The organism is Paenibacillus sp. FSL H7-0942 (assembly GCF_045040715.1).
Lineage (GTDB): Bacteria > Bacillota > Bacilli > Paenibacillales > Paenibacillaceae > Paenibacillus > Paenibacillus amylolyticus.
The window spans coordinates 550,772-569,887 of sequence record NZ_CP150279.1; the positions used below are offsets into that span (position 1 = coordinate 550,772).

General features: G+C 47.1%; 17 protein-coding genes. 12 read left to right on the top strand and 5 right to left on the bottom strand.

The window, feature by feature from the left end; all coding sequences use genetic code 11:
- Positions 1-170 precede the first annotated feature (170 nt).
- Positions 171-2,879, top strand: a complete 2,709-nt coding sequence (locus tag MHI48_RS02595) for a PAS domain S-box protein (RefSeq protein WP_076329671.1) — start codon at positions 171-173, stop codon at positions 2,877-2,879.
- A gap of 164 nt (positions 2,880-3,043) precedes the next feature.
- On the opposite strand, the gene MHI48_RS02600 is transcribed toward MHI48_RS02595, so the two are convergent.
- Positions 3,044-3,997, bottom strand: coding sequence for an L-lactate dehydrogenase (locus tag MHI48_RS02600; protein ID WP_036607494.1), 954 nt, complete (start codon positions 3,995-3,997; stop codon positions 3,044-3,046).
- A 545-nt stretch (positions 3,998-4,542) separates the two neighbouring features.
- On the opposite strand from MHI48_RS02600, the gene MHI48_RS02605 reads away from it, so the two are divergent.
- The 6 genes from MHI48_RS02605 to MHI48_RS02630 all read left to right on the top strand — a co-directional run bounded on the left by MHI48_RS02605 (position 4,543) and on the right by MHI48_RS02630 (position 9,368).
- On the top strand, positions 4,543-5,229 hold the full coding sequence (locus tag MHI48_RS02605) for a hypothetical protein (RefSeq protein ID WP_053061335.1): 687 nt from the start codon (positions 4,543-4,545) through the stop codon (positions 5,227-5,229).
- Between the two features lie 135 nt (positions 5,230-5,364).
- Complete coding sequence (locus MHI48_RS02610; RefSeq protein ID WP_405142912.1) at positions 5,365-6,186, top strand: serine/threonine protein kinase; 822 nt, start codon at positions 5,365-5,367, stop codon at positions 6,184-6,186.
- Between the two features lie 161 nt (positions 6,187-6,347).
- Positions 6,348-6,596 (top strand): hypothetical protein, encoded by a 249-nt coding sequence (locus tag MHI48_RS02615; protein WP_076329672.1) that lies wholly within the window; start codon positions 6,348-6,350, stop codon positions 6,594-6,596.
- Positions 6,597-6,872 carry a hypothetical protein gene (locus MHI48_RS02620; protein WP_076329673.1) on the top strand — a complete coding sequence of 92 codons (276 nt, stop codon included), beginning with the start codon at positions 6,597-6,599 and terminating at the stop codon, positions 6,870-6,872.
- A gap of 561 nt (positions 6,873-7,433) precedes the next feature.
- Positions 7,434-8,180 carry a type I methionyl aminopeptidase gene (gene map, locus MHI48_RS02625; RefSeq protein WP_036607489.1) on the top strand — a complete coding sequence of 249 codons (747 nt, stop codon included), beginning with the start codon at positions 7,434-7,436 and terminating at the stop codon, positions 8,178-8,180.
- 174 nt (positions 8,181-8,354) lie between these two features.
- Positions 8,355-9,368, top strand: coding sequence for an NADP-dependent oxidoreductase (locus MHI48_RS02630; protein WP_036607487.1), 1,014 nt, complete (start codon positions 8,355-8,357; stop codon positions 9,366-9,368).
- Positions 9,369-9,487: 119 nt separating this feature from the next.
- Here MHI48_RS02630 and MHI48_RS02635 read toward each other — a convergent pair whose 3' ends face one another.
- Entirely contained in the window at positions 9,488-9,973 is a 486-nt protein-coding gene (locus MHI48_RS02635; RefSeq protein ID WP_176873064.1) for a CcdC family protein, read from the bottom strand.
- A 217-nt stretch (positions 9,974-10,190) separates the two neighbouring features.
- On the opposite strand from MHI48_RS02635, the gene MHI48_RS02640 reads away from it, so the two are divergent.
- The 3 genes from MHI48_RS02640 to MHI48_RS02650 are packed head-to-tail and all read left to right on the top strand — an operon-like array spanning position 10,191 to position 13,953.
- The gene (locus MHI48_RS02640; protein ID WP_405142915.1) at positions 10,191-11,345 is read left to right on the top strand and encodes a HEAT repeat domain-containing protein; all 1,155 of its coding nucleotides are present in this window, start codon (positions 10,191-10,193) and stop codon (positions 11,343-11,345) included.
- On the top strand, positions 11,326-12,768 hold the full coding sequence (locus MHI48_RS02645) for a glycosyltransferase family 2 protein (RefSeq protein ID WP_405142917.1): 1,443 nt from the start codon (positions 11,326-11,328) through the stop codon (positions 12,766-12,768). Before MHI48_RS02640 ends, MHI48_RS02645 begins: the two co-directional genes overlap by 20 nt.
- Positions 12,769-12,822: 54 nt before the next feature.
- Complete coding sequence (locus MHI48_RS02650) at positions 12,823-13,953, top strand: hypothetical protein (protein WP_036607479.1); 1,131 nt, start codon at positions 12,823-12,825, stop codon at positions 13,951-13,953.
- Positions 13,954-15,216: 1,263 nt separating this feature from the next.
- Here the strand turns inward: MHI48_RS02650 and MHI48_RS02655 are convergent.
- Both MHI48_RS02655 and MHI48_RS02660 read right to left on the bottom strand, forming a co-directional pair.
- Positions 15,217-15,789, bottom strand: a complete 573-nt coding sequence (locus MHI48_RS02655) for a TetR/AcrR family transcriptional regulator (RefSeq protein WP_036607476.1) — start codon at positions 15,787-15,789, stop codon at positions 15,217-15,219.
- On the bottom strand, positions 15,786-16,517 hold the full coding sequence (locus MHI48_RS02660) for an MBL fold metallo-hydrolase (RefSeq protein WP_338707647.1): 732 nt from the start codon (positions 16,515-16,517) through the stop codon (positions 15,786-15,788). Before MHI48_RS02660 ends, MHI48_RS02655 begins: the two co-directional genes overlap by 4 nt.
- A 430-nt stretch (positions 16,518-16,947) precedes the next feature.
- On the opposite strand from MHI48_RS02660, the gene MHI48_RS02665 reads away from it, so the two are divergent.
- On the top strand, positions 16,948-17,412 hold the full coding sequence (locus MHI48_RS02665; RefSeq protein WP_338707648.1) for an Rrf2 family transcriptional regulator: 465 nt from the start codon (positions 16,948-16,950) through the stop codon (positions 17,410-17,412).
- Positions 17,413-17,674: 262 nt separating this feature from the next.
- On the top strand, positions 17,675-18,301 hold the full coding sequence (locus MHI48_RS02670; RefSeq protein ID WP_074093278.1) for a nitroreductase family protein: 627 nt from the start codon (positions 17,675-17,677) through the stop codon (positions 18,299-18,301).
- Positions 18,302-18,416: 115 nt separating this feature from the next.
- Here the strand turns inward: MHI48_RS02670 and MHI48_RS02675 are convergent, their stop codons facing one another.
- On the bottom strand, positions 18,417-19,100 hold the full coding sequence (locus tag MHI48_RS02675; protein WP_076254458.1) for an S-layer homology domain-containing protein: 684 nt from the start codon (positions 19,098-19,100) through the stop codon (positions 18,417-18,419).
- Between the last annotated feature and the right edge of the window lie 16 nt (positions 19,101-19,116).

The following is a 19,116-nucleotide window of genomic DNA, read 5'->3' on the forward strand; positions in this document are numbered from 1 at the left end:
TGTGAATTGAAACATAGATTGCAAGCAAAATGAGACGAGAATCTGGTAAAATAAAAAAAGCTGTTTCTAGGCAGGCTTACATGGTTATTCGAGGGTAGGCCCATTTTAGTAAGGGATAATTAATCCCTGCTGTTAGATGAAGATATTGGCTGAGAAAAGAGGGGTAAGCCTTGGATATTAATAAAACGGAAACCCTGAAGCGCATTATTTCTGAGGGAAGTTCTTACCAATCACTGTTTTTTAACCATCCGGATGCCATTTATGTAATGGACATCCATGGAAACTATATTGATGCTAATCCCTCGGTAGAGCGGATATCTGGGTATACACTGGATGACTTGATTCGTATGAATCAGAGTGAGATCTGTCCTCCGGACAGTGAAAATTCACGCAAACAATACATTAAAGAGGTACTGGCTGGACGTTCAGTCAGTAATCCCATTACTTTTTATCATAAAGATGGTTCCCTGAAACAGGCAGAGATAACGTATGTGCCTATAACGGAGGGAAAAGAAGTTGTAGGAATTTATGGCATTGCCAAAGATGTTACCGATATCCTGGAAGTGCAACGTGAGCTTAAGGAGGCACAGGAGAAATATCAGGTGCTGGCTGACCATGCACAAGATCTGATTACAACTTGTGCTATGGATGGCGAGTTGTTATACGTTTCCCCTTCCGTGTACACCTTACTGGGTTATAAGCCGGAGGAAGTCATAGGTAAGTCCTTCAAGGATTATTGTTATTCGGGAGATTATCCGGACCCTATGGATCTTTCCAAGATCGGCAATGGCTGCAAGATGCGTGTGTTGCACAAGAAGGGACATTATATCTGGATGGAGACATTGGCGAAACCTGTTGCTGGAGAGCGTGGCAAGAGTGTCCAGATTGTAAGCATCAGCAGGGATATTACCCAGCATAAGGATGCGGAAAGACGTCTTCGGGAAAGCCGTCAGCGATACAGATCGTTGTTCGAACATAACCCGGCAGCTGTGTATTCATTGAATCTGGAAGGTAAATACAGCGCAGTGAACAGCAAACTGGTGCAAATGTTGGATATTCCGCGCAATAAGCTTATTGGCCAGTCTTTTTTATCCAATCTGGATAAATGCGAAGTGCAATATGGCAAACATTATTTTGACATGGTGAAGCAAGGCGAACCGCAATATTATGAGACCCGAATCGTCAATTCAAGTGGTCGGAAGATTGAAGTATCTGTTACGAATGTGCCCATTATTGTGGATAAGGAAATGGTGGGCGTCTATGGGATCGTGTCCGATATTACCGAGCGCAAGGAATACACGGAACGGATTCAGGAGCTCAGCAAGCAACATGAGCTGATTCTCAACACGGTTACAGAAGGAATATTTGGTTTGGATGCGGATGGAATCACCATGTTTATGAATCCAGCAGCAGCTTCGATGTTCGGTTATGAGGCGAAAGAATTCATTGGCAAAAACTCACATCCCATCATCCATCACACCCGTGCAGACGGAAGTCATTTGCCACAAGAAGAATGCCCGATCCACATGACCGTGTTGGATGGACAGATACGTTCAATCAAGGAAGATGTGTTCTGGCGTAAAGATGGCAGCAGCTTTCTGGTGCAGTATCAGGTGACGCCGATTATTGAACAGGGACAGATTCAGGGCGCGGTGGTTGTATTTAATGATGTGACTGGCGAACGTGAAATTGTACGTGCCAAAGAGACAGCTGAGCTGGCAGCTCAGGCCAAGTCGGAATTTCTGTCGATGGTTAGCCATGAGATCCGGACACCGATGAACGGGATCGTGGGGATGACAGAATTGTTGATCGGTACCGATTTATCGGAAGAACAGCGTGAATATGCCGAGATTATTCGAGACAGCGGCGATGCTCTGCTGAACATCCTTAATGATATTTTGGACTTCAGTAAGCTGGAATCGGGGAAAATGGCACTGGCTTATGAACCATTTGCATTACGCAAGATGTTGGAACAGGTTGCCGAACTGTTTAAACCGCTTGCAGATGAGAAACATCTGGAGATCAGATATCGTCTCAATCCAAGCATTCCTGAGTTCATGGTCGGTGACGCCATACGTATCCGGCAGATTCTGGTGAACTTGGTTGGCAATGCGCTCAAGTTCACAGATCAGGGAAGCATTGAGGTTGCCGTGGATATTATCAAGGGTAGAAAGCCTGAAGACAGTGTTCTTGATTTTGCGGTGCAAGATACGGGAATTGGCATCCCGGCTGACAAGCTGGATCAGTTGTTTCAGTCCTTCTCTCAACTGCATCCGGTGATTAACCGGAAGTATGGTGGTACCGGACTGGGACTGGTCATCTCCAAGCGACTCGTGGAGATCATGGGAGGTAGTATCAGTGTCGAGAGCATAGAAGGGGAAGGCTCAACCTTCCGGTTTGCTGTTCCTGCGGCGAGTGTAGATGCTTCAGCAGAACAGACAGCAAGTCAGTTCCATCATGATCGCACACGTCAAAGTGATAAGGTGGCCATGCGTATTCTGGTGGCGGAGGATCATCCGGTGAACCGGAAGATTTTGCGAGAATATCTGGAGAAGCTCGGATACCACGCAGATGTATGTACTAATGGTGTGGAGGCAATTGATGCCATCTCTCAGAATGCTTATGATATTGTCCTGATGGATATTCATATGCCTGTGATGGATGGACTGAAGGCGACAGACCTGTTACACCGCCTAATTCCACAGGATCGCATACCTCCAATCATCGCAGTTACAAGCAATGCCAAACGTGAAGATAAGGAAGCTTGTCTGGAGATTGGTATGCGTGACTTTATTAGCAAACCGGTTATGCTGAGTGAGTTGAAGCGAGTGTTACAGCAATGGGGGCCAAGGGACGAACCTCAGCTTGCACCGAATTGAACAACTACTCAAATCAATTATGAAATTGATTCATCTGGCTGTGAAAAATAATAAACACAAACATGCCAATAAAACTCCTCGGATGGAGTGTTATTGGCATGTTTGTGTCGGCAGGCTTTTGAAGTTGAGCCGAAGCATACAAAGTGGAGTTGTATACGAATGGCTTATACCAATGTCAGACGATTGATGTTACCTGATAGGATTTCACAGGAATTGTTGAATTTCTCACGTTCCGTTGCATCCAGATTCAATTCGATAATCTCTTGAATACCATTGCCACCGATGATTGCAGGAACACCGACGCAGACGTTATGTTGCTCATACTCTCCATCCAGGATAGCTGATACGGCGATGATCTTGTGTTCGTCATTGAGGATGGAACGAGTGATATGCGCGAGGGCATTGCCGATTCCGAATTGGGTAGAACCTTTACGGGTAAAGATTTCCCAGCCGGCATCCTTTGTTTTGCGTGCAATATCCTCCAGATCCAGATGTTTGAAGCGCTCCTTGTGCTGATCCATGATGTGCATAATCGGTTTGCCACCGATGGTCACATGCGACCAGGCCACGAACTGGGATTCTCCATGCTCTCCGAGAGCATAACCATGCACACTGCGTGGATCGATGGAGAAGACTTCAGACAGCAGTGTTTTGAGTCGTGAAGAGTCAATGGACGTGCCTGTACCGATGACGTGTTCGCGCGGGAGGCCGGATAATTTCCATACCATATAAGTTACTATGTCAACCGGATTGGCAGCGACGACAAAAATCCCGTTAAATCCACTGTTCATGATCGGGACCACGATGTCTTTGGCAATCGACTCCGCTTCCTCCAGAATATCCAGCCGTGTCTGTCCTGGCTTGGGATTTGCCCCGGCAGTTAAGATAATAACATCCATATTGCCACAATCGGCGTACGTGCCTGCATATACCTTGGTGCGGTTATGTGTGAAGTCCATACAATGGGAAAAATCCAGTGCCTGTGCTACAGCACGGTCATACGTCCGGTCCACCATCATAATTTCCCTGCATATCGATTGATTAATCATGGAATACGCACAACTCGAACCGACAAGACCCGCCCCGATCACCGCTACTTTGCCTGATTTGCCTAACACTGCCGTTCAGCCCCCATTTAGATTGATATTTATCCGTTACTAATGCGTCCTATGTTAAGTATAGTCCTTTATTTTATGCTGGAATCCACTTCTACGTTACATAAGATAACACATGAAAAAGCTGCGCAGCAATGATATCCGCTATCGCGGGAGCGTATTGGAGTAACGGAGTTAACAAAATTGACATGAATAATCCATAATCATAAGATTTGACGGCGTTTGCACCTGTGTCATTCGACATGACAGCATTCATGCTTGTTGTCGGATTGGGGGTTATTTGTGCGGATCATATACCTGACAAAACTTCTTAGGAATCCGCAGAAACAGAACAAAACCGCCAAAGGGATCTGCCGAGAAGCTGACGAATACATACGGACAAGCAAAAGATAAGCATACTTGATCCATGAGACAGGTTGCCCCGATCCGATGACGGTTCCATAAAGGAACGCTGAAGCCATAATGTTTTTATTCAAGAATCAATTTCATAACTCACTAAAGGTATTATGAAATTGATTCCCAAAAGACTTCATTCCGGGAGGGAATTAATGATGATTGAAGAAGCAGGAGCAACGACGGAAACGGCCAAGAGCCTGGGCATAGGTGCCAGTACTCTTCGTAAATATGCGGCGGCACTGGAAGAACAGGGATACCGGTTCGAACGGTCAGCCAACAAATCCAGACTATTCAAGTCCGACGACATCGAGTGCATTGAACGGCTGATGACTGAACTCAGAGAGCATAATCTACCCTTGGCTGATGCTGTGGTGACTGTATTGGCTCCAGAAGCACCTGTAGCTGTAGTAGAAGTGGATGTCCCGGTGGTGGGAATTGAAGGTCTGTCAGAGGCGGAATGTGCAGCGACAGTCATGTCATCTGTACTCCCTGAAGAACCTGAAATAATGGGTAATCTGAGATCCTATGAAGGTCTGGGGCAACTGGTAAGTGAGGTGACTTATGGTGCTGTAGAACAACAGCAGGATGATCGGGTACAGCTGCTGCAACAGCGGGTCGATGAACTGGAGCTGACCCTTCAGCATCTGGCGGAGACACATATGGCGCTTCAGGAACAGATGGAAAAACAGCGTCTATGGATGAACGAGAAGCTGGAAGAGGAGCGGGATCGTGAACTCGTAACCAATCTGCGCAGTTTCCAGGGAAGAAAACGCAAACCCAAAGGAGTATCCCTGCGTATGTTGTTCGGGTTCCTGCCCAAGAAGCATAAGGAAGCTTGAATGACAGGCTCTTGCTCATCGTGATTTTGCATTATGGGCCTGATATAATAAGCTCCATACAACATGAAGACTGGCAACGAACTGCTCAGTATAGATAAAGACTGAGTGGATCAGGAAGCTGGCGTGGGAGGATCTGTGGAGCTGCGACGAAGTTGGCAAAGATTGCTCGGACTATGGACGGATCGTCCTCGGCGGGAAGGCAAGACCATTGCTGAGCGTTATACAATACAGGAATTGCTGGGTATGGGGAGTTATGGGCTGACATACCTGTGTACAGATGACCAGAACGGCAGGGAAGTGGCATTAAAGGAGTCCAAGCCTAGCAAGGGCAGACTCTCTGCGCACCTGTTGGAGCGGGAGGCGGACGTGATGAGACGTCTGCATCATCCGGCGATCCCTGATCTATTGGATGTGTTCACATCCGGGAGACGAAGTTATATCGTTACCGAGTATATTCGTGGACAGACGCTGGAAGATTGCATATTTGAGCAAGGTCTTCGATATACGGAGCGGGAATGTCTGGAATTGGCAGGTCAACTGCTGGCTCCGGTGGCTCATGTGCATGAGCAGGGATATATTCATGGAGATGTGCGGATTCCCAATGTTATTTTACGTGAAGGGATGGTGCATTTGATTGACTTTGGCCTGGCGAGACGCTTGGGGGAGCCGTTGTTGCCGGAGCTAAAGCGACGTATGCGTGAAGTCCCTGAGCCTGAAGATGAACCGGCTACACCGGATCATGATTTGCAGGATATCGGCCACTTTCTTCTCTTTATGCTGTATTCGGCTTATGAGCCAGAGAAGGGCCGCGAACCCGCCAGCTGGCAGGAGGAACTTAAGCTTACGCCGGAATTGCACCAGATGCTGGAGCGACTCCTTGGACTCCGGCCAAGTTATGAGGGTGGGGCGACAGAGTTACAGGCAGAGATTGAGAATGTGTTGCTGAAATTACAATGAAATAAGCTCTGTAGGCGGACCTATATTTGTTATCCGTGACCTCTTCGTATGATATCTGCAGGGGTCTTTTTCCTTTTTGCTGAAAATGCAAAACGTATCAAAACAGTGGGTTAAATGATATAATGGATAACAATTACACGTTGAAGGAGGCGATTCATCATATGCTTAAAAAACTGGAAGGCGATCATGCCGAATTATTCAAATCGTGGTTTCATAGCAAAAAAGACACCATTGTGGATATTGAAGGTAAGCATTATTTAATCAAGCCGCTGGAAAACGTGGTTCAGGAAGAAATAGAAAGTGATCTGGAGCTCAAAACTCTAATTATGCAAGCCAAAAAAGATATTTCTTCGGGTAGGGTCTACTCTACAGATGATATAATTGACGCAATTGAAAAAGGGAATTTATAGATGTTGATCCAGTGGACACCTTCAGCAAGACAGGCTCTCGCTCAAATCGGAAGTATTCGTTTCACTCAGGAAGAGACAAAGCTCTATAAGATTGAACTAGTTCGAAGAATTGAATTGAAGGTGGCTGTCATGGCGGAATCCATGCCAGCTCAGGAACCATCCTGGCAAGGGACGTACCGGATATTAGTTGATAAATTTAAAGTGTATTATTCGTTCTCTCTGGATAAGCGAATTTGCTATATTGAAGCATTAAGACATCAAAATCAGCAAAATTGATACATACTTATATAGAAACAATAAAGGGGTGTTCTGCTGGCCGTAAGTACGGCTGGCGAACACCCCTTTATTACATATTCATTTATTGTAGCGTCTAATAAGCTGGTGTGATCATTGCTCTTTAAAACCAGTTGTGTTAGCAGCTTAGCTGGAGCTGTATTTTCTGCTTTTGTAATACCCGGAGCCACTACGGCTATCCCGGTATTTCACATCCGAAGAAGAATAGCGCTTGTAGGAACGCTTGCCTGAGGAACTACTGTGACGTTTATATGAGCGCCTGTCGGAGGAGCTATGACGTTTGCGGTGAGATGAAGATTTGGAATCGATAAGTTTGCCGATAATCTTTTTGAACATGAGCTTTCACCCTTTCGACTTCAACTGTTTTAAGCATATACGTGGCCAGATATGGAGGGGTTTCGATTTTTTCATGGATAATTGTATTCAATGGACAGGAGCTTGGCGTATAATAGGATGTTGCTGATTGCGCGGAATTTTTTATTTTGAGCGTTTAGCGTTACAATAGAGGACAGGATAAGATTTTAACGGACAGGAGCAGTTGTTATGATTACAATAAAGACCAAAGAACAGATTGAATATATGAAAAAAGCCGGAGAAATTCTCGCCGCATGCCATAGAGAAATTGCAAAGATGATTCGTCCAGGCATTACGACACAGGAGATCGACCAGTTTGCAGAAGCTTTTATGAAGAAAAATGGCGCTACGCCGGAACAAAAGGGATATAACGGGTACCAATATGCGACATGTGCGTCGGTTAATGATGTGATCTGTCACGGGTTTCCGGGAAAATATGCACTGAAAGACGGCGATATCGTTACAATCGACATGGTCGTTAATCTGAATGGCTGGCTGGCGGATTCGGCTTGGTCATATGCCGTAGGTGAAGTGACTCCGGAAGCACAACATCTGCTGGATGTAACGAAAAACTCTCTGTACAAAGGCATTGAACTTGCCGTGGTGGGCAACCGGATCGGAGATATCTCCAATGCGATTCAAGTGTATGCAGAAGGTGAAGGCCTATCGGTTGTGCGTGAGTTTATCGGACACGGCATTGGTGAGAAGATGCATGAGGAACCACAAGTCCCTCACTACGGTCCGCCTCATCGGGGTCCGCGTCTCAAGGAAGGCATGGTTATTACGATCGAACCGATGCTGAATATTGGTACGTTCCGAAGTAAGCTGGATTCAGATGGATGGACTGCTCGTACTTTGGATGGAAGTCTGTCTGCCCAGTATGAACATACGATTGCGATTACGGCGGATGGTCCAGTGATTTTGACAGCACAATAATAGCCAAAAGCAGCTACAATGTGACGATATTTGCATATTTCAAGGCGGCCCACGTTTGTGAACCGCCTGTTTCGGTTTAAACTATTAAGAAGTGATAACACAGAGCCAGTGGTAAGTGATCTCAGCTGACAAGGGTTAACCTTGCGTCCACTTGGCAACAAGGAGGTAATTTTGGTGTCTTTAAATAAACAGATCGTACTTGCTTCTCGTCCCGAAGGTGCCCCATCCAGAGAGAATTTCAAATTCATTGATGCACCTCTTCCTGAACCGGAAGCTGGGCAAGTCCTGGTACGTACATTATATTTGTCGGTTGATCCATACATGCGGGGCCGCATGAAAGATACAAAATCCTATGCTGCACCGTACGCGTTAAATGAAGTGATTAAGGGTGGAGCCATTGGACAGGTTGTGGAATCTTCGGAACCGAATCTGCGCAAAGGTGACCTCGTATCCGGTATGTGGGGCTGGCAGCAATATGCCGCAGTGAATACGGCTGACCTTTCGCTAATTGATACTGAAGAAGCACCAATCACGGCTTACCTGGGTGCGCTGGGCCTGACGGGTCTGACGGCTTATTTTGGTATGGAGGATATCGGCAAACCGAAGGACGGCGAAACGGTTGTTGTATCGGGAGCAGCCGGAGCGGTAGGCATGATTGCAGGTCAGATTGGTAAAATTGTGGGAGCACGCGTGGTTGGTATTGCAGGCTCTGATGAGAAATGCGCTTATTTGAAAGAAAAGCTGGGCTTCGATGTGGTGTTGAATTACAAAAAGGAGCAGGATATGTCAGCGGCCATTGAACGGGCTTGCCCGGACGGTGTAGATGTCTACTTTGACAATGTGGGCGGGGACATCTCGGATGCAGTCTTGCGCCACATCAATCGGAATGCACGTATTCCGTTATGCGGTCAGATCTCGTCCTATAATCTGGAGAAGCCGGATATCGGGATGCGACCACAGACGCTGCTGTTAACAAATACAGCATTAATGAAAGGTTTCCTGCTGGGTGACTATACGAAATCCTTCAAGGAAGGCCGCGCCAAGTTGGCGAAATGGATCAAGGAAGGTCATATCCAGTATGAAGAAAACATTGTGGACGGGTTCGAACAGACGCCGGAAGCATTCATGGGTCTTTTCTCGGGAGATAATCTGGGCAAGCAACTGGTTAAGGTTGCAGATCCTGAATAGATATTGAATGGTTTACATGTACAATTAGGTTGAAAACGAAAAGACACGTTCTGCACACCGAGGGTGCAGCAGAACGTGTCTTTTTTATCTGTAAATCTATGCGTGGTCTATGTAGGTGACTAGTGTTCGGCGACCAGCACTTCTTTGTAGTGTTTGTACATATATACACGCCAGCGTACAATCATGCCAAAAGCCAGCAGGAAGAACAATCCGCCTGTTTGCGGAATACTTACATATCGCTGAATGACTTCATGCAGGATCAGGCGTACGGCCAGCAATCCAAGCAAGATAAATGCAAAGCTGCGAGAACGTGTGGCAAAAATTTCTTCACCTACTCGTTCAAACCGTGTACTGCGAATGAGGGGATAGGAGAAGAGGAACCAGCCCACCAGAAACGCAATGAATGCCCAGAGTAGAGGAACATGAGTCTCCGGTACAACAAACATGAGAAATCCTGTGCTCATGCCGAGCGGAGGAATAAGGATTTTACGAATGGTCACCGGTCTGTGACTGGCTTTCATGCGGATGAAGATGGCAAGCAGTGCCATGACAAGCATGCCCACGGTTGCTCCGATTTGCAGGTAGTACGGACTGATTTGAGCCACGTAGAACTCCCTCTTTCTGGAATAATATGTTATCCGGAGATCCGGAACCCAATACGAATTGCCGGAATTTTCAGTTCCTATTATATCACAAACGCAGAAAGCCGATAGAAAGCTTAGTGTATCATATACCCGATATGTATTCACAGGGTGTATTTGAAAATTTTGTATTATTGTGCCCGTTGTAAGGCTGTTTATTCGATTAAGGGGAAATCATGCAATGATTGGACAACAATGGATGTATATCAAGCTTATCGGCTCACATCATAGAGGGTGGCTTGCAGGTAATACAGATTGGTTAGTACATGTGGTCAGCCTCATATGTGCAAGTGTACTAGCTTTTTTGCTGGTTATCTACGGTTACATCTTATGGATGAAATATAGCAGTAGGCGCAGGGAAAAGGTTAAGACGGCACTGATGCATGAATTACTTGCAGAAGGTTCATTTCTACAGCGGTACCTGAACGAGGGAGAAATTGGCGTAGACTTATTGAATATGAGTGGAGATCAACAGATCGTTTTGCAGCAATTGTTATTGCAACGGCTTGCTCAAGGTCCGGAAGAGCACGAGATTCTGCGAGTTCGTCTGTTATCCTGGCAAGTCTTTGGAAGTTCATACCGGTCGGTTCTGAAGACGGGAAAGTGGAGTGAACGGGTCAACACGTTGTTATATATTGAACAGTTTCATATGATAGAGCTTCTGCCCAGGTTAGAGGATATGCTGCGGGTTACTTCCTGTACGCCGCTTGAACGCTTCATCATATTGCGCATATATGCCAGAACCGGTTATTTCAGAATCGTGAAGGAATTGATGCGTGAGCAATATGTATGGTCCGATTCGCAGTATCTGCAGATTCTGCTGTTGCTTACCGATTCATCCTGGACTTGTCTGAAAGATCATTTCAAGGAGGTACCTTATCAGGTCCAGTCTAATATCGTCCATGCCATTCGTATTCGGGATGACCAGACGGAGGGTGCTGTTGTCCTACTGGAGAAGCTCATTCTTGGAGAGGATGCGTTGCTGCGTACCCACGCTTATCAGGCATTGGCTCAAGTGAGCAGAGGTCGCGAAGAGTTGCTGAAGGGGCTATTGCTGGTATGGAACGAATCTGGTGAGGAGAGGCAACGCTCTGAAAGACTAACAGTGACCCAGCTTATGGGTACTGTTCATGCGGATGCTTTTATTCCTAGACTGAAGGTAATGATGGGTGATCCTTCTTTTCAGATCCGACAGGAAGCGGCGAACTCTCTTGCCCGGTACGAGCAGGGACTTGAAGAGCTCCGGGATACGGCTGTAAACCATCTGGATAAATATGCAAGGCAGATAGCGGAGGAAACGCTGGAAAGGATGCAGTATGGACGAAAGATGGATTGAGATGCTGCGGAGTTTTGTTTTGGCATGTTACGAGGGGATATTTATCTATCTGGTGTTAGCAATTGTGATGTGTAGTGTTCTGGTCGTTGCTGCCGCTCGCACATTGATCCGCCAGAGGGATCTGGACCCGCTGCAATATCATGAGATGTTGGATGAAGAACTGGCTCCTGCGGTATCCCTGCTTGTTCCGGTGCGGAATAGCGAGGATACGATCGTACAGCGAATCAGCTGTCTGTTGGATATGCAGTATGCACGTTATGAGGTTATTATCATTAATGATGGATCAGAGGATGAGACCATGCGGCGTCTAAAAGAAACCTATGATCTGATGCCCATTCGGAGTAAAGTTCATTATTCGGGACTCGGTCAGGAGACGGCTCAGATTAAATGTGTCTACCAATCCAGATTACATCATCGTCTGGTTGTGATCGACAAGGCGTATGGGGGACGAATGGACTCCCTGAATGCCGGTCTGAATATCTCGCAATATCCTTATATCGCCTCTGTTGGACCCAGGACAGTTCTGGAACGGGATGCATTGGTGAAGATTATGAAGCCCGTTATGGATGCTCTCCCAGGAGAAGAGGTCGTTGCTTGTAGTGGACGAGTAGATCTCATGGCCTCCAGAAATACGAATCAAACGGATTTAACCCACAACGGCGCAAGAAGGACGGGCAGTACGTTGTTTGTAATGCAGACCATTGAATACGTGCGTGCTTTTCTGATTAGCGGTGTGGGCCTTGTTCGTTATAATATTAATGTGCTTTTATTTACGTCTGAAGTATTCGGTATATTCAAAAAGAACCGGGTGTTGGAAGTTGGAGGTTACAAGCGCGATGACCAGGTCGCTCACATGGAACTGGTGATGCGGTTACAGAAACATATGAAGCAGATTCGGGAACGTGGCCGTATTATATATATTCCCGATCCGATCTGCAGGGTAGAAGTACCCGGTACATGGCATCAGCTGTGCAGACAGCGTATCGGTTGGCACATGCAGCTTGCAAGCAGTCTATGGACTCAGCGGAGCATGATCTTCAATCCGGCCTATGGCTGGATGGGGATGGTATCCATCCCGTATTTTATTTTGATCGAATTGTTGGGGCCTGTGTTGGAACTGGGAGCGATCGTGCTGTTCATTGCAGGCATAGGGCTACAGTGGGTGGATATTAACCTATGCATCATTCTCGTTCTGCTACTGACCCTCTATGGTTCCTTGTTGTCCGCAAGTGTGGTGATGTTCGAAATATGGTGTTCACGCAAGGTATATACGTCCCGAGAGGTGACACGTCTGCTGTTGTATGCATGTACGGAGACGTTCTGGTTCAGACCGCTGAATAACATATCCCGTATATATGGCATGTTGCAGGCTATGGGATTGCGGAAGGCAGAGGAAAAGGACAGCAGACATGGATTAGGGTAATCTAACGATCGATCCTGACAATACCTTGGAACAGAGCAAGGAGGAATACGCTTCATGAAAAAAAGTTACAGGCCAGCCACGATGTGGACGTTGGCTTGTTTTACAGTGGTATCGGTGGTGCTGGTTGTCCCATGGATTATGTGGCAATCCCAGGCCCCGGTTTCACTGAACATCATGATTATTGACAAGAGCAGACCGGACTTGTCCTATCAGGGGCACAAGGGGTTGGTTTGGCTTCTGAATCAACAGAAGATTGTACAGCACACAGGGGAATACTACTCGTATGAAGAGGATTATTACGGTTATGATCTTCAGAACGGGCTTCCACGGATGAAGCAACTGCTGCCTGATGAGGTGACAGATACGGATCTGATCTATCTGACGGCGAATCGGAGTAGTCTGTCTGCACACAAGAGTGAAGGGAAACAAGGCGGAATCTATGAAGGATTAACGATATATGATGTGCAGAAAATCCGCGAGGCTGCGTATAAAGGGGTAACGATTGTTGCCGAATACAGTGCATTGGCAAATACGGCTTCCAAGATGACAAGAGAGCAACTATACCCCATCTTGGGTGTGGACAGCAGTGGATGGCAAGGGAAATCGGTATCTAATCTGCAAAGTATAGAAGAAGTACCCCGTTGGATTCGGACGAACTATGAGCAACAAGAGAAGAAGAAATGGTCTTATCACGGAGCGGGTATGCTGCTGATCCATATGGATGGACAGGTCATGGTACTGGCGAAAGGTCCGGATGTGAAGACAGGCAATATACAGATTGCATTTACACCGGAAGGCAGTGATTGGAGCGGCATAACCCAGGATATACATTATAGTGGCTGGTTCGATATCATTGTGCCGCAAGAGAAGAACTCCATACTGGCCTGGTATAAGACGGATCTGACGGAGACAGGTGAGCAGAAGCTGGTGGATGCAGGAATTCCTGCGGAATTTGCTGCACTGGTCCGGTACGACGACTATAATCGGTCGTATTACATGGCAGGGTCCTTTGGAGAGATGAAGCATTATTCCTTCTGGCGCCGAATCCGTGGATGGGAGGTCGTCCGGTCCAAGCTTACGCCAGATCAGAAAGATATTCCGGACATGTTCTACTGGAAAGTGTACGTGCCCGTGATGAAGCATATTTTGAATGAAGTGCAGGATGGACGGCAGCAATGGCCATAGATAGATTATCGAGAACCGTTTCGATGGAAAAAGGGAAGCCAAAGTCCATTCCACCTTGCGAGAGGAACGGGAGATGTACATATTAGAGAAGTGCGTAGATGTGAAAGGCAAAAGTGCGGTTGAGAGACAGGGCGGATCAAGTAAGGATCAGATGGCCAGGTGAAATGGGACTGGGACTGGGTAGATCGAATATGTTTCAGACTCTTACCGCCCTGAACAATGGGAGTTGTAGCTAGATCCAAAACAAAAATTGTCCCGCTGCGGCGTACATGTAGTGAGATCTATTAAATGATTCGTATTAGGACACGTATTAAAATAAGTACTAAAGTGTGCATCACGACCAGGGTAAGCTCCGTATCTAGAATCGCCCCAATGTGTGTACTGAACTGTAGCGTGATCTATACATGAATACTAATAAAGCATGTACTACCATGTGCATTACGAGCAAGGTAAGCTTCGTATCTAGAATCGCCCCAATGTGTGTACTGAACTATAGCGTGATCTATACATGAATAGTAATAAAACATGTACTACTATGTGCATTATGATCAGAGTAAGATCCTTATCGAGTATCGCCCCAATGTGTGCACTGAACTATAGCGTGATCTATGCATGAATAGTAATAAAACATGTACTACCATGTGCATTACGAGCAAGGTAAGATCCTTATCTAGCCATGTATCCGCATCCGCATGATCAACGCAATTTGGAGCATGAACGCTCCGTATTTAGCTCCATAACACAATGTGTGTCTGGATGTGTGCCGCTATGGCAATGTGATTTGAAGCACCGTACGTAGCACGTTCTAACGAACTCAGCACATCTTATATGTCCTAATTTGGTACGTTGGTAAATGTAACGAATCACAGACACGTTAAATGACGGAATATACTCATTATTCCTGTCCCGCAGCCAGTTTTCTGCGAAATAGGACGTGTGGAGTTCGTTAGTTGTTGTTATTCGCTCTAATTGCCGCTATAGAGTGTCCTCGGTTCGTTAGATTTTGGTCAGAGGGCACCGATCATGGCATCGTGCAACCGAGGCGCCACTTTTCTCTGTATTAAATGAAATTGTAAAGAAAGAAATTATAAAGAACACAAGCGGATGAAAGATGAATTCAAAGTGGATGTTAATGTGTTAAAAGTCATTGGCGCAACTATAACATTATTACTTCCAAATCTATGGGATGATCCAATACACGGCAATGTAAAAAGGACTGCAGATCCTCTGCAGTCCTTTTTCATGATGCAATGCGTGCCTTAACTAGTCCTGGTGAAGATGCCGGAGTCCGTGCAGGAAGGCGGATACGGTCAGACGCAGACTTTCGTCCGGATCAAAGTCCATGCCGAAGCCGCCTTGTGCCTCAATGGAGGCAAATCCATGGCAGAGGCTGCGCAAACCACGAACGGCGTGCAATGCTTCCGCTTCGGTGAGCGGGTAGGGCTGCAAGCTGTGCAGCAGCAACTCCAGCGTGGCTGTGCTGGCCGCGGCGAGCTGTGGCTCCTCGCGGTCCGGGGCATGAAATGAGGCTTCGTAGAGCCCGGGGTGCTCGCGGACGAAGCCAATGTATGCCGCAGCGATGGCCTGAATGGCATCATCGCCAGTTCGGTCAGCGATAGCCGCGGTTAATGCGCGGCTAAGCTGTTGCACGGACATCAGCGCCATTTCCTGGCGAAGCCCGGGGAGTCCGCTGATGTGGTTGTAGAGCGACGGCGAGCGCACATCCAGCCGCTGTGCCAACGCGGCCAGTGTCAGCGCCTGAAAGCCGTCGCTGTCAGCAAGCTGGGTGGCGGCGCTGAGCAGAGCGCCGCGATCCAGCCCTTGCCGGGGGCTCATAGTTGCCCCCCGGCAAGATCAAACCGCTGCTGTGCATCAGCGGTTGCCGCGCGCATGGCGCCCGCGGGCTGGCGCAGCATCCGTCCGTGGCCTACAGCCAGCACGGACGGTTCCAGCTCCGCCAGGCGCTTCGCGCTGGCCAGAGCCGCTTCGCGGTTCCACGTCGCCAGCGCGGGGAACGGGAAGAGCGGGCGCACGCGGCCGGATACGGCAAGGCCGCCTTGCAGCTGGTACGCGTCGCCAGCGATGAGAACGCGGCTGCGCGTATCCATGAAGGACATATGCCCCGGCGTATGTCCTGGTGAGGCAATGGCGACCAGTGAACCAATCTGGTCACCGTCATTCAGCAAGTGGTTTGGCTGGGTGCGCACCGCTTTGGGCTTAGGCACGCCGCCGCGTACCGGGGTTTGTGGCTCACCGGGAAGAAGGGAAGTATCACCCGCCAGTAACCGGGCATCTCGTCTGGAGATGAAGACCTCGGCTTGAGGCAGTGCCTCTGTGAGACGATCCAATGCACCAATATGGTCGCTATGCGCGTGAGTCAGAATGATCTTGGTAATGGGCTTTCCAAGGGACTGGGCAGTTGCCAAAATCCCCTTAAGACTGACCGGTATTCCGGCATCAATCAGGGTTAAACCCTCTTCCTCTTCAACCAGGTATACGTTCACAGGGAAGAGTCTTGGGAAAAACGTAACTTGAACGACATCAAATTCTCGGGTAATACGCATCGTTAAACCCTCCTTAAAACTAATGGTATTAGTATAATAACTAATGGGATTAGTTTTAGCAATACCTGTTGTTTAATTTATTCAAATAAAAAAAATTTAAAATAATGATGCACTTTACAAAAAAAGCGTTTTCAAATTGGAGATTACCGATTATAATAATCACGTAAGCCCTTTCATATGTCTATCTTATTGGAGCCCTTCGCGTAGCGGAAGGCTCACTTTTTTGTTCTTTTTGGATTAAAATGAAGACGGGATGTTCATCCTAGCTTAATTGTGTTGATGAGCTGTAAGTATTGGTATAACAGGAAAAATCACGTTTGATCTCCATGCTGGGTGAAAGTTGACAAACATAACTGTTATTCATATAATGACAGTTATACTTACCTTGAGTTGGAGTTCATCGGTGTTGTAAGCCGGGAAGGAGTAAGTTATGAACAGTGAATTTACCATAGCGGTGCATTGTCTTGTTTTTCTGTCGATGAGAGATGAGTGTATGGCCAATAGTGAAGATTTGTCCCAGAGTGTGGGTACACACCCGGCCAGAGTCCGTAAGGTACTTAGTGTTCTGCGCAAGCATGGTTACCTGACGACCAAGGAAGGTGCTCATGGTGGGTACTTGCTTAGCCGTCCAAGTGAAGAGATCAAGCTGGGAGAATTGTACAGACTGGTAGCTGGTGGTTCACTCGGTCCCAGCTGGTGCTCAGGGGAGTCCGGTTCATCATGCGTGGTATCTTCCAATATGCAGGATGTGATGGGGAACATATATAACGGAGGCGAAGAGGCGCTCAGCGCTTATTTTGACCGTATATCCATCCAGGATGTGAAAGAGCGCATAGGTCATGGGGAAGCGATAACCCTGTCGCTGAATGGATTGCCTGCAAAGGAGAAGTCCTGACGGAGTCCACAACGAATGGTCCTTCATGACATGGCCTTGGTTTAGTCAGGCATGGTGGACAAGTTACGGCATGGGCGTATGCTCCGGTGAAAGATCCATTGATGTTCTCAAGCGATTCCGGGCATAACCTGAACACAGATGAGGAGAGATCGTCTGCGCTGATGTTATTTTCGGAAGGAAAATCCCTGGTAGAGTAAACTTCGAGATCACCTTGCGAAAGTAAAAGAAGTATAAACAAACTAGATTCTGGGGAGTGGAACACATGTCAGGCATTGAAAAAAATGAAACACTTCGCGTTATTAGCGAACGCCATGCTGTCAAAAAGTACGAAAAAGGGTTTGAATTGCCTGAAGCTGATCTCAATGCGATTCTGACAGCAGCTGCGGAAGCACCATCTTCATGGAACCTGCAACACTGGAGATTCCTCGTGATTGAATCCGAAGCAGACAAAGCGAAATTGCTGCCAGTTGCTTACGGTCAAAGTCAGATCGTGGAAAGTTCGGTTACGATTGCTGTTCTCGGAGATTTGGAAGCAAACCGTAACACTGTAATCTACGATCAAGCTGTTGAAGCAGGCGCACTGACTGCTGAGGTTCGTGACGCATTGGTTGGACAGATCAACGGTGCTTACCAAAGCCCGCAAATCGCTCGCGATGAAGCGATCCGCAATGCATCTTTTGCTTCCCAAAATATTATGATTGCTGCACGCTCCCTGGGTTACGATACATGTCCAATCGGTGGATATAATCCACAAAAACTGATCGAAACATTCAACATTCCTGCACGATTTGTGCCAACGTTGTTGATTACTGTAGGTAAAGCTGCACAGCCAGCTCGCCCGTCAGGACGTTTACCGTTGTCTGAGGTAGTTGTTAAAGGTTCTTTCTAAGTTAGAAAGTTAAATCTGATGATTGCATCAGTGATATAGGTATAATACAAACGGCCGCACTTTCCTGCTGAGGGAAGGTGCGGCTGTTTGGCATACTGCTTCCACCAAGGAAGTATTACTTCTCAGGTGTTTCCGGGATTTGTGGTGCATGGAACGATTCCATGTACTCGATTGCGTTATACATCATCACTGCTGCTTCAGCGCGAGTAATCGTTTGTTTGGGATTGAAGTTTCCGTCGGCATCCAGTTCATTGATTTTAAGAACGAGTGAACGCTGAATGGCACCTTGATACTCTGGCGTAAGTTCCTTTTCGTCGGTAATGTCCACAGGTTTGATATTAATCATCGGCAGACCGCCTTTGGCCTCGATGCCTTGCATCAGGAACAGTGTGAATTGTTCACGAGTAAGCGGTTTGGACGGATCGATATTCTGTGACATCTGAATGCCATTATATTGTGCGCGGATAAATGCATCACTGTACCATACGCCATCTTTTACAGCAGAGAAGTAGTCACTTGGTACCGGCATTTTAATAAAACGAATCGTGTCCAGATTCAGATTCAGGCCGTCCGCAATCAGTTGAATGCCCTGAGCGGTATTTAACTCCAGTTCAGGTTTGAACAAGCTGTCACTCACACCTTTGATGAATCCATCTTTATGGAGAGATTCGATTTTGTCTGCTCCTGCGATACCTTGAATATCCGTGAATTGGGCCTGCGCAGCGTTGATCGGGCCTGCACTTAGAGACAGCGTGAGCAGAGCTCCCGCAGTTAATGTAGCAAGTATATTTTTTTTCATGCTAGGTTCGCCTCAC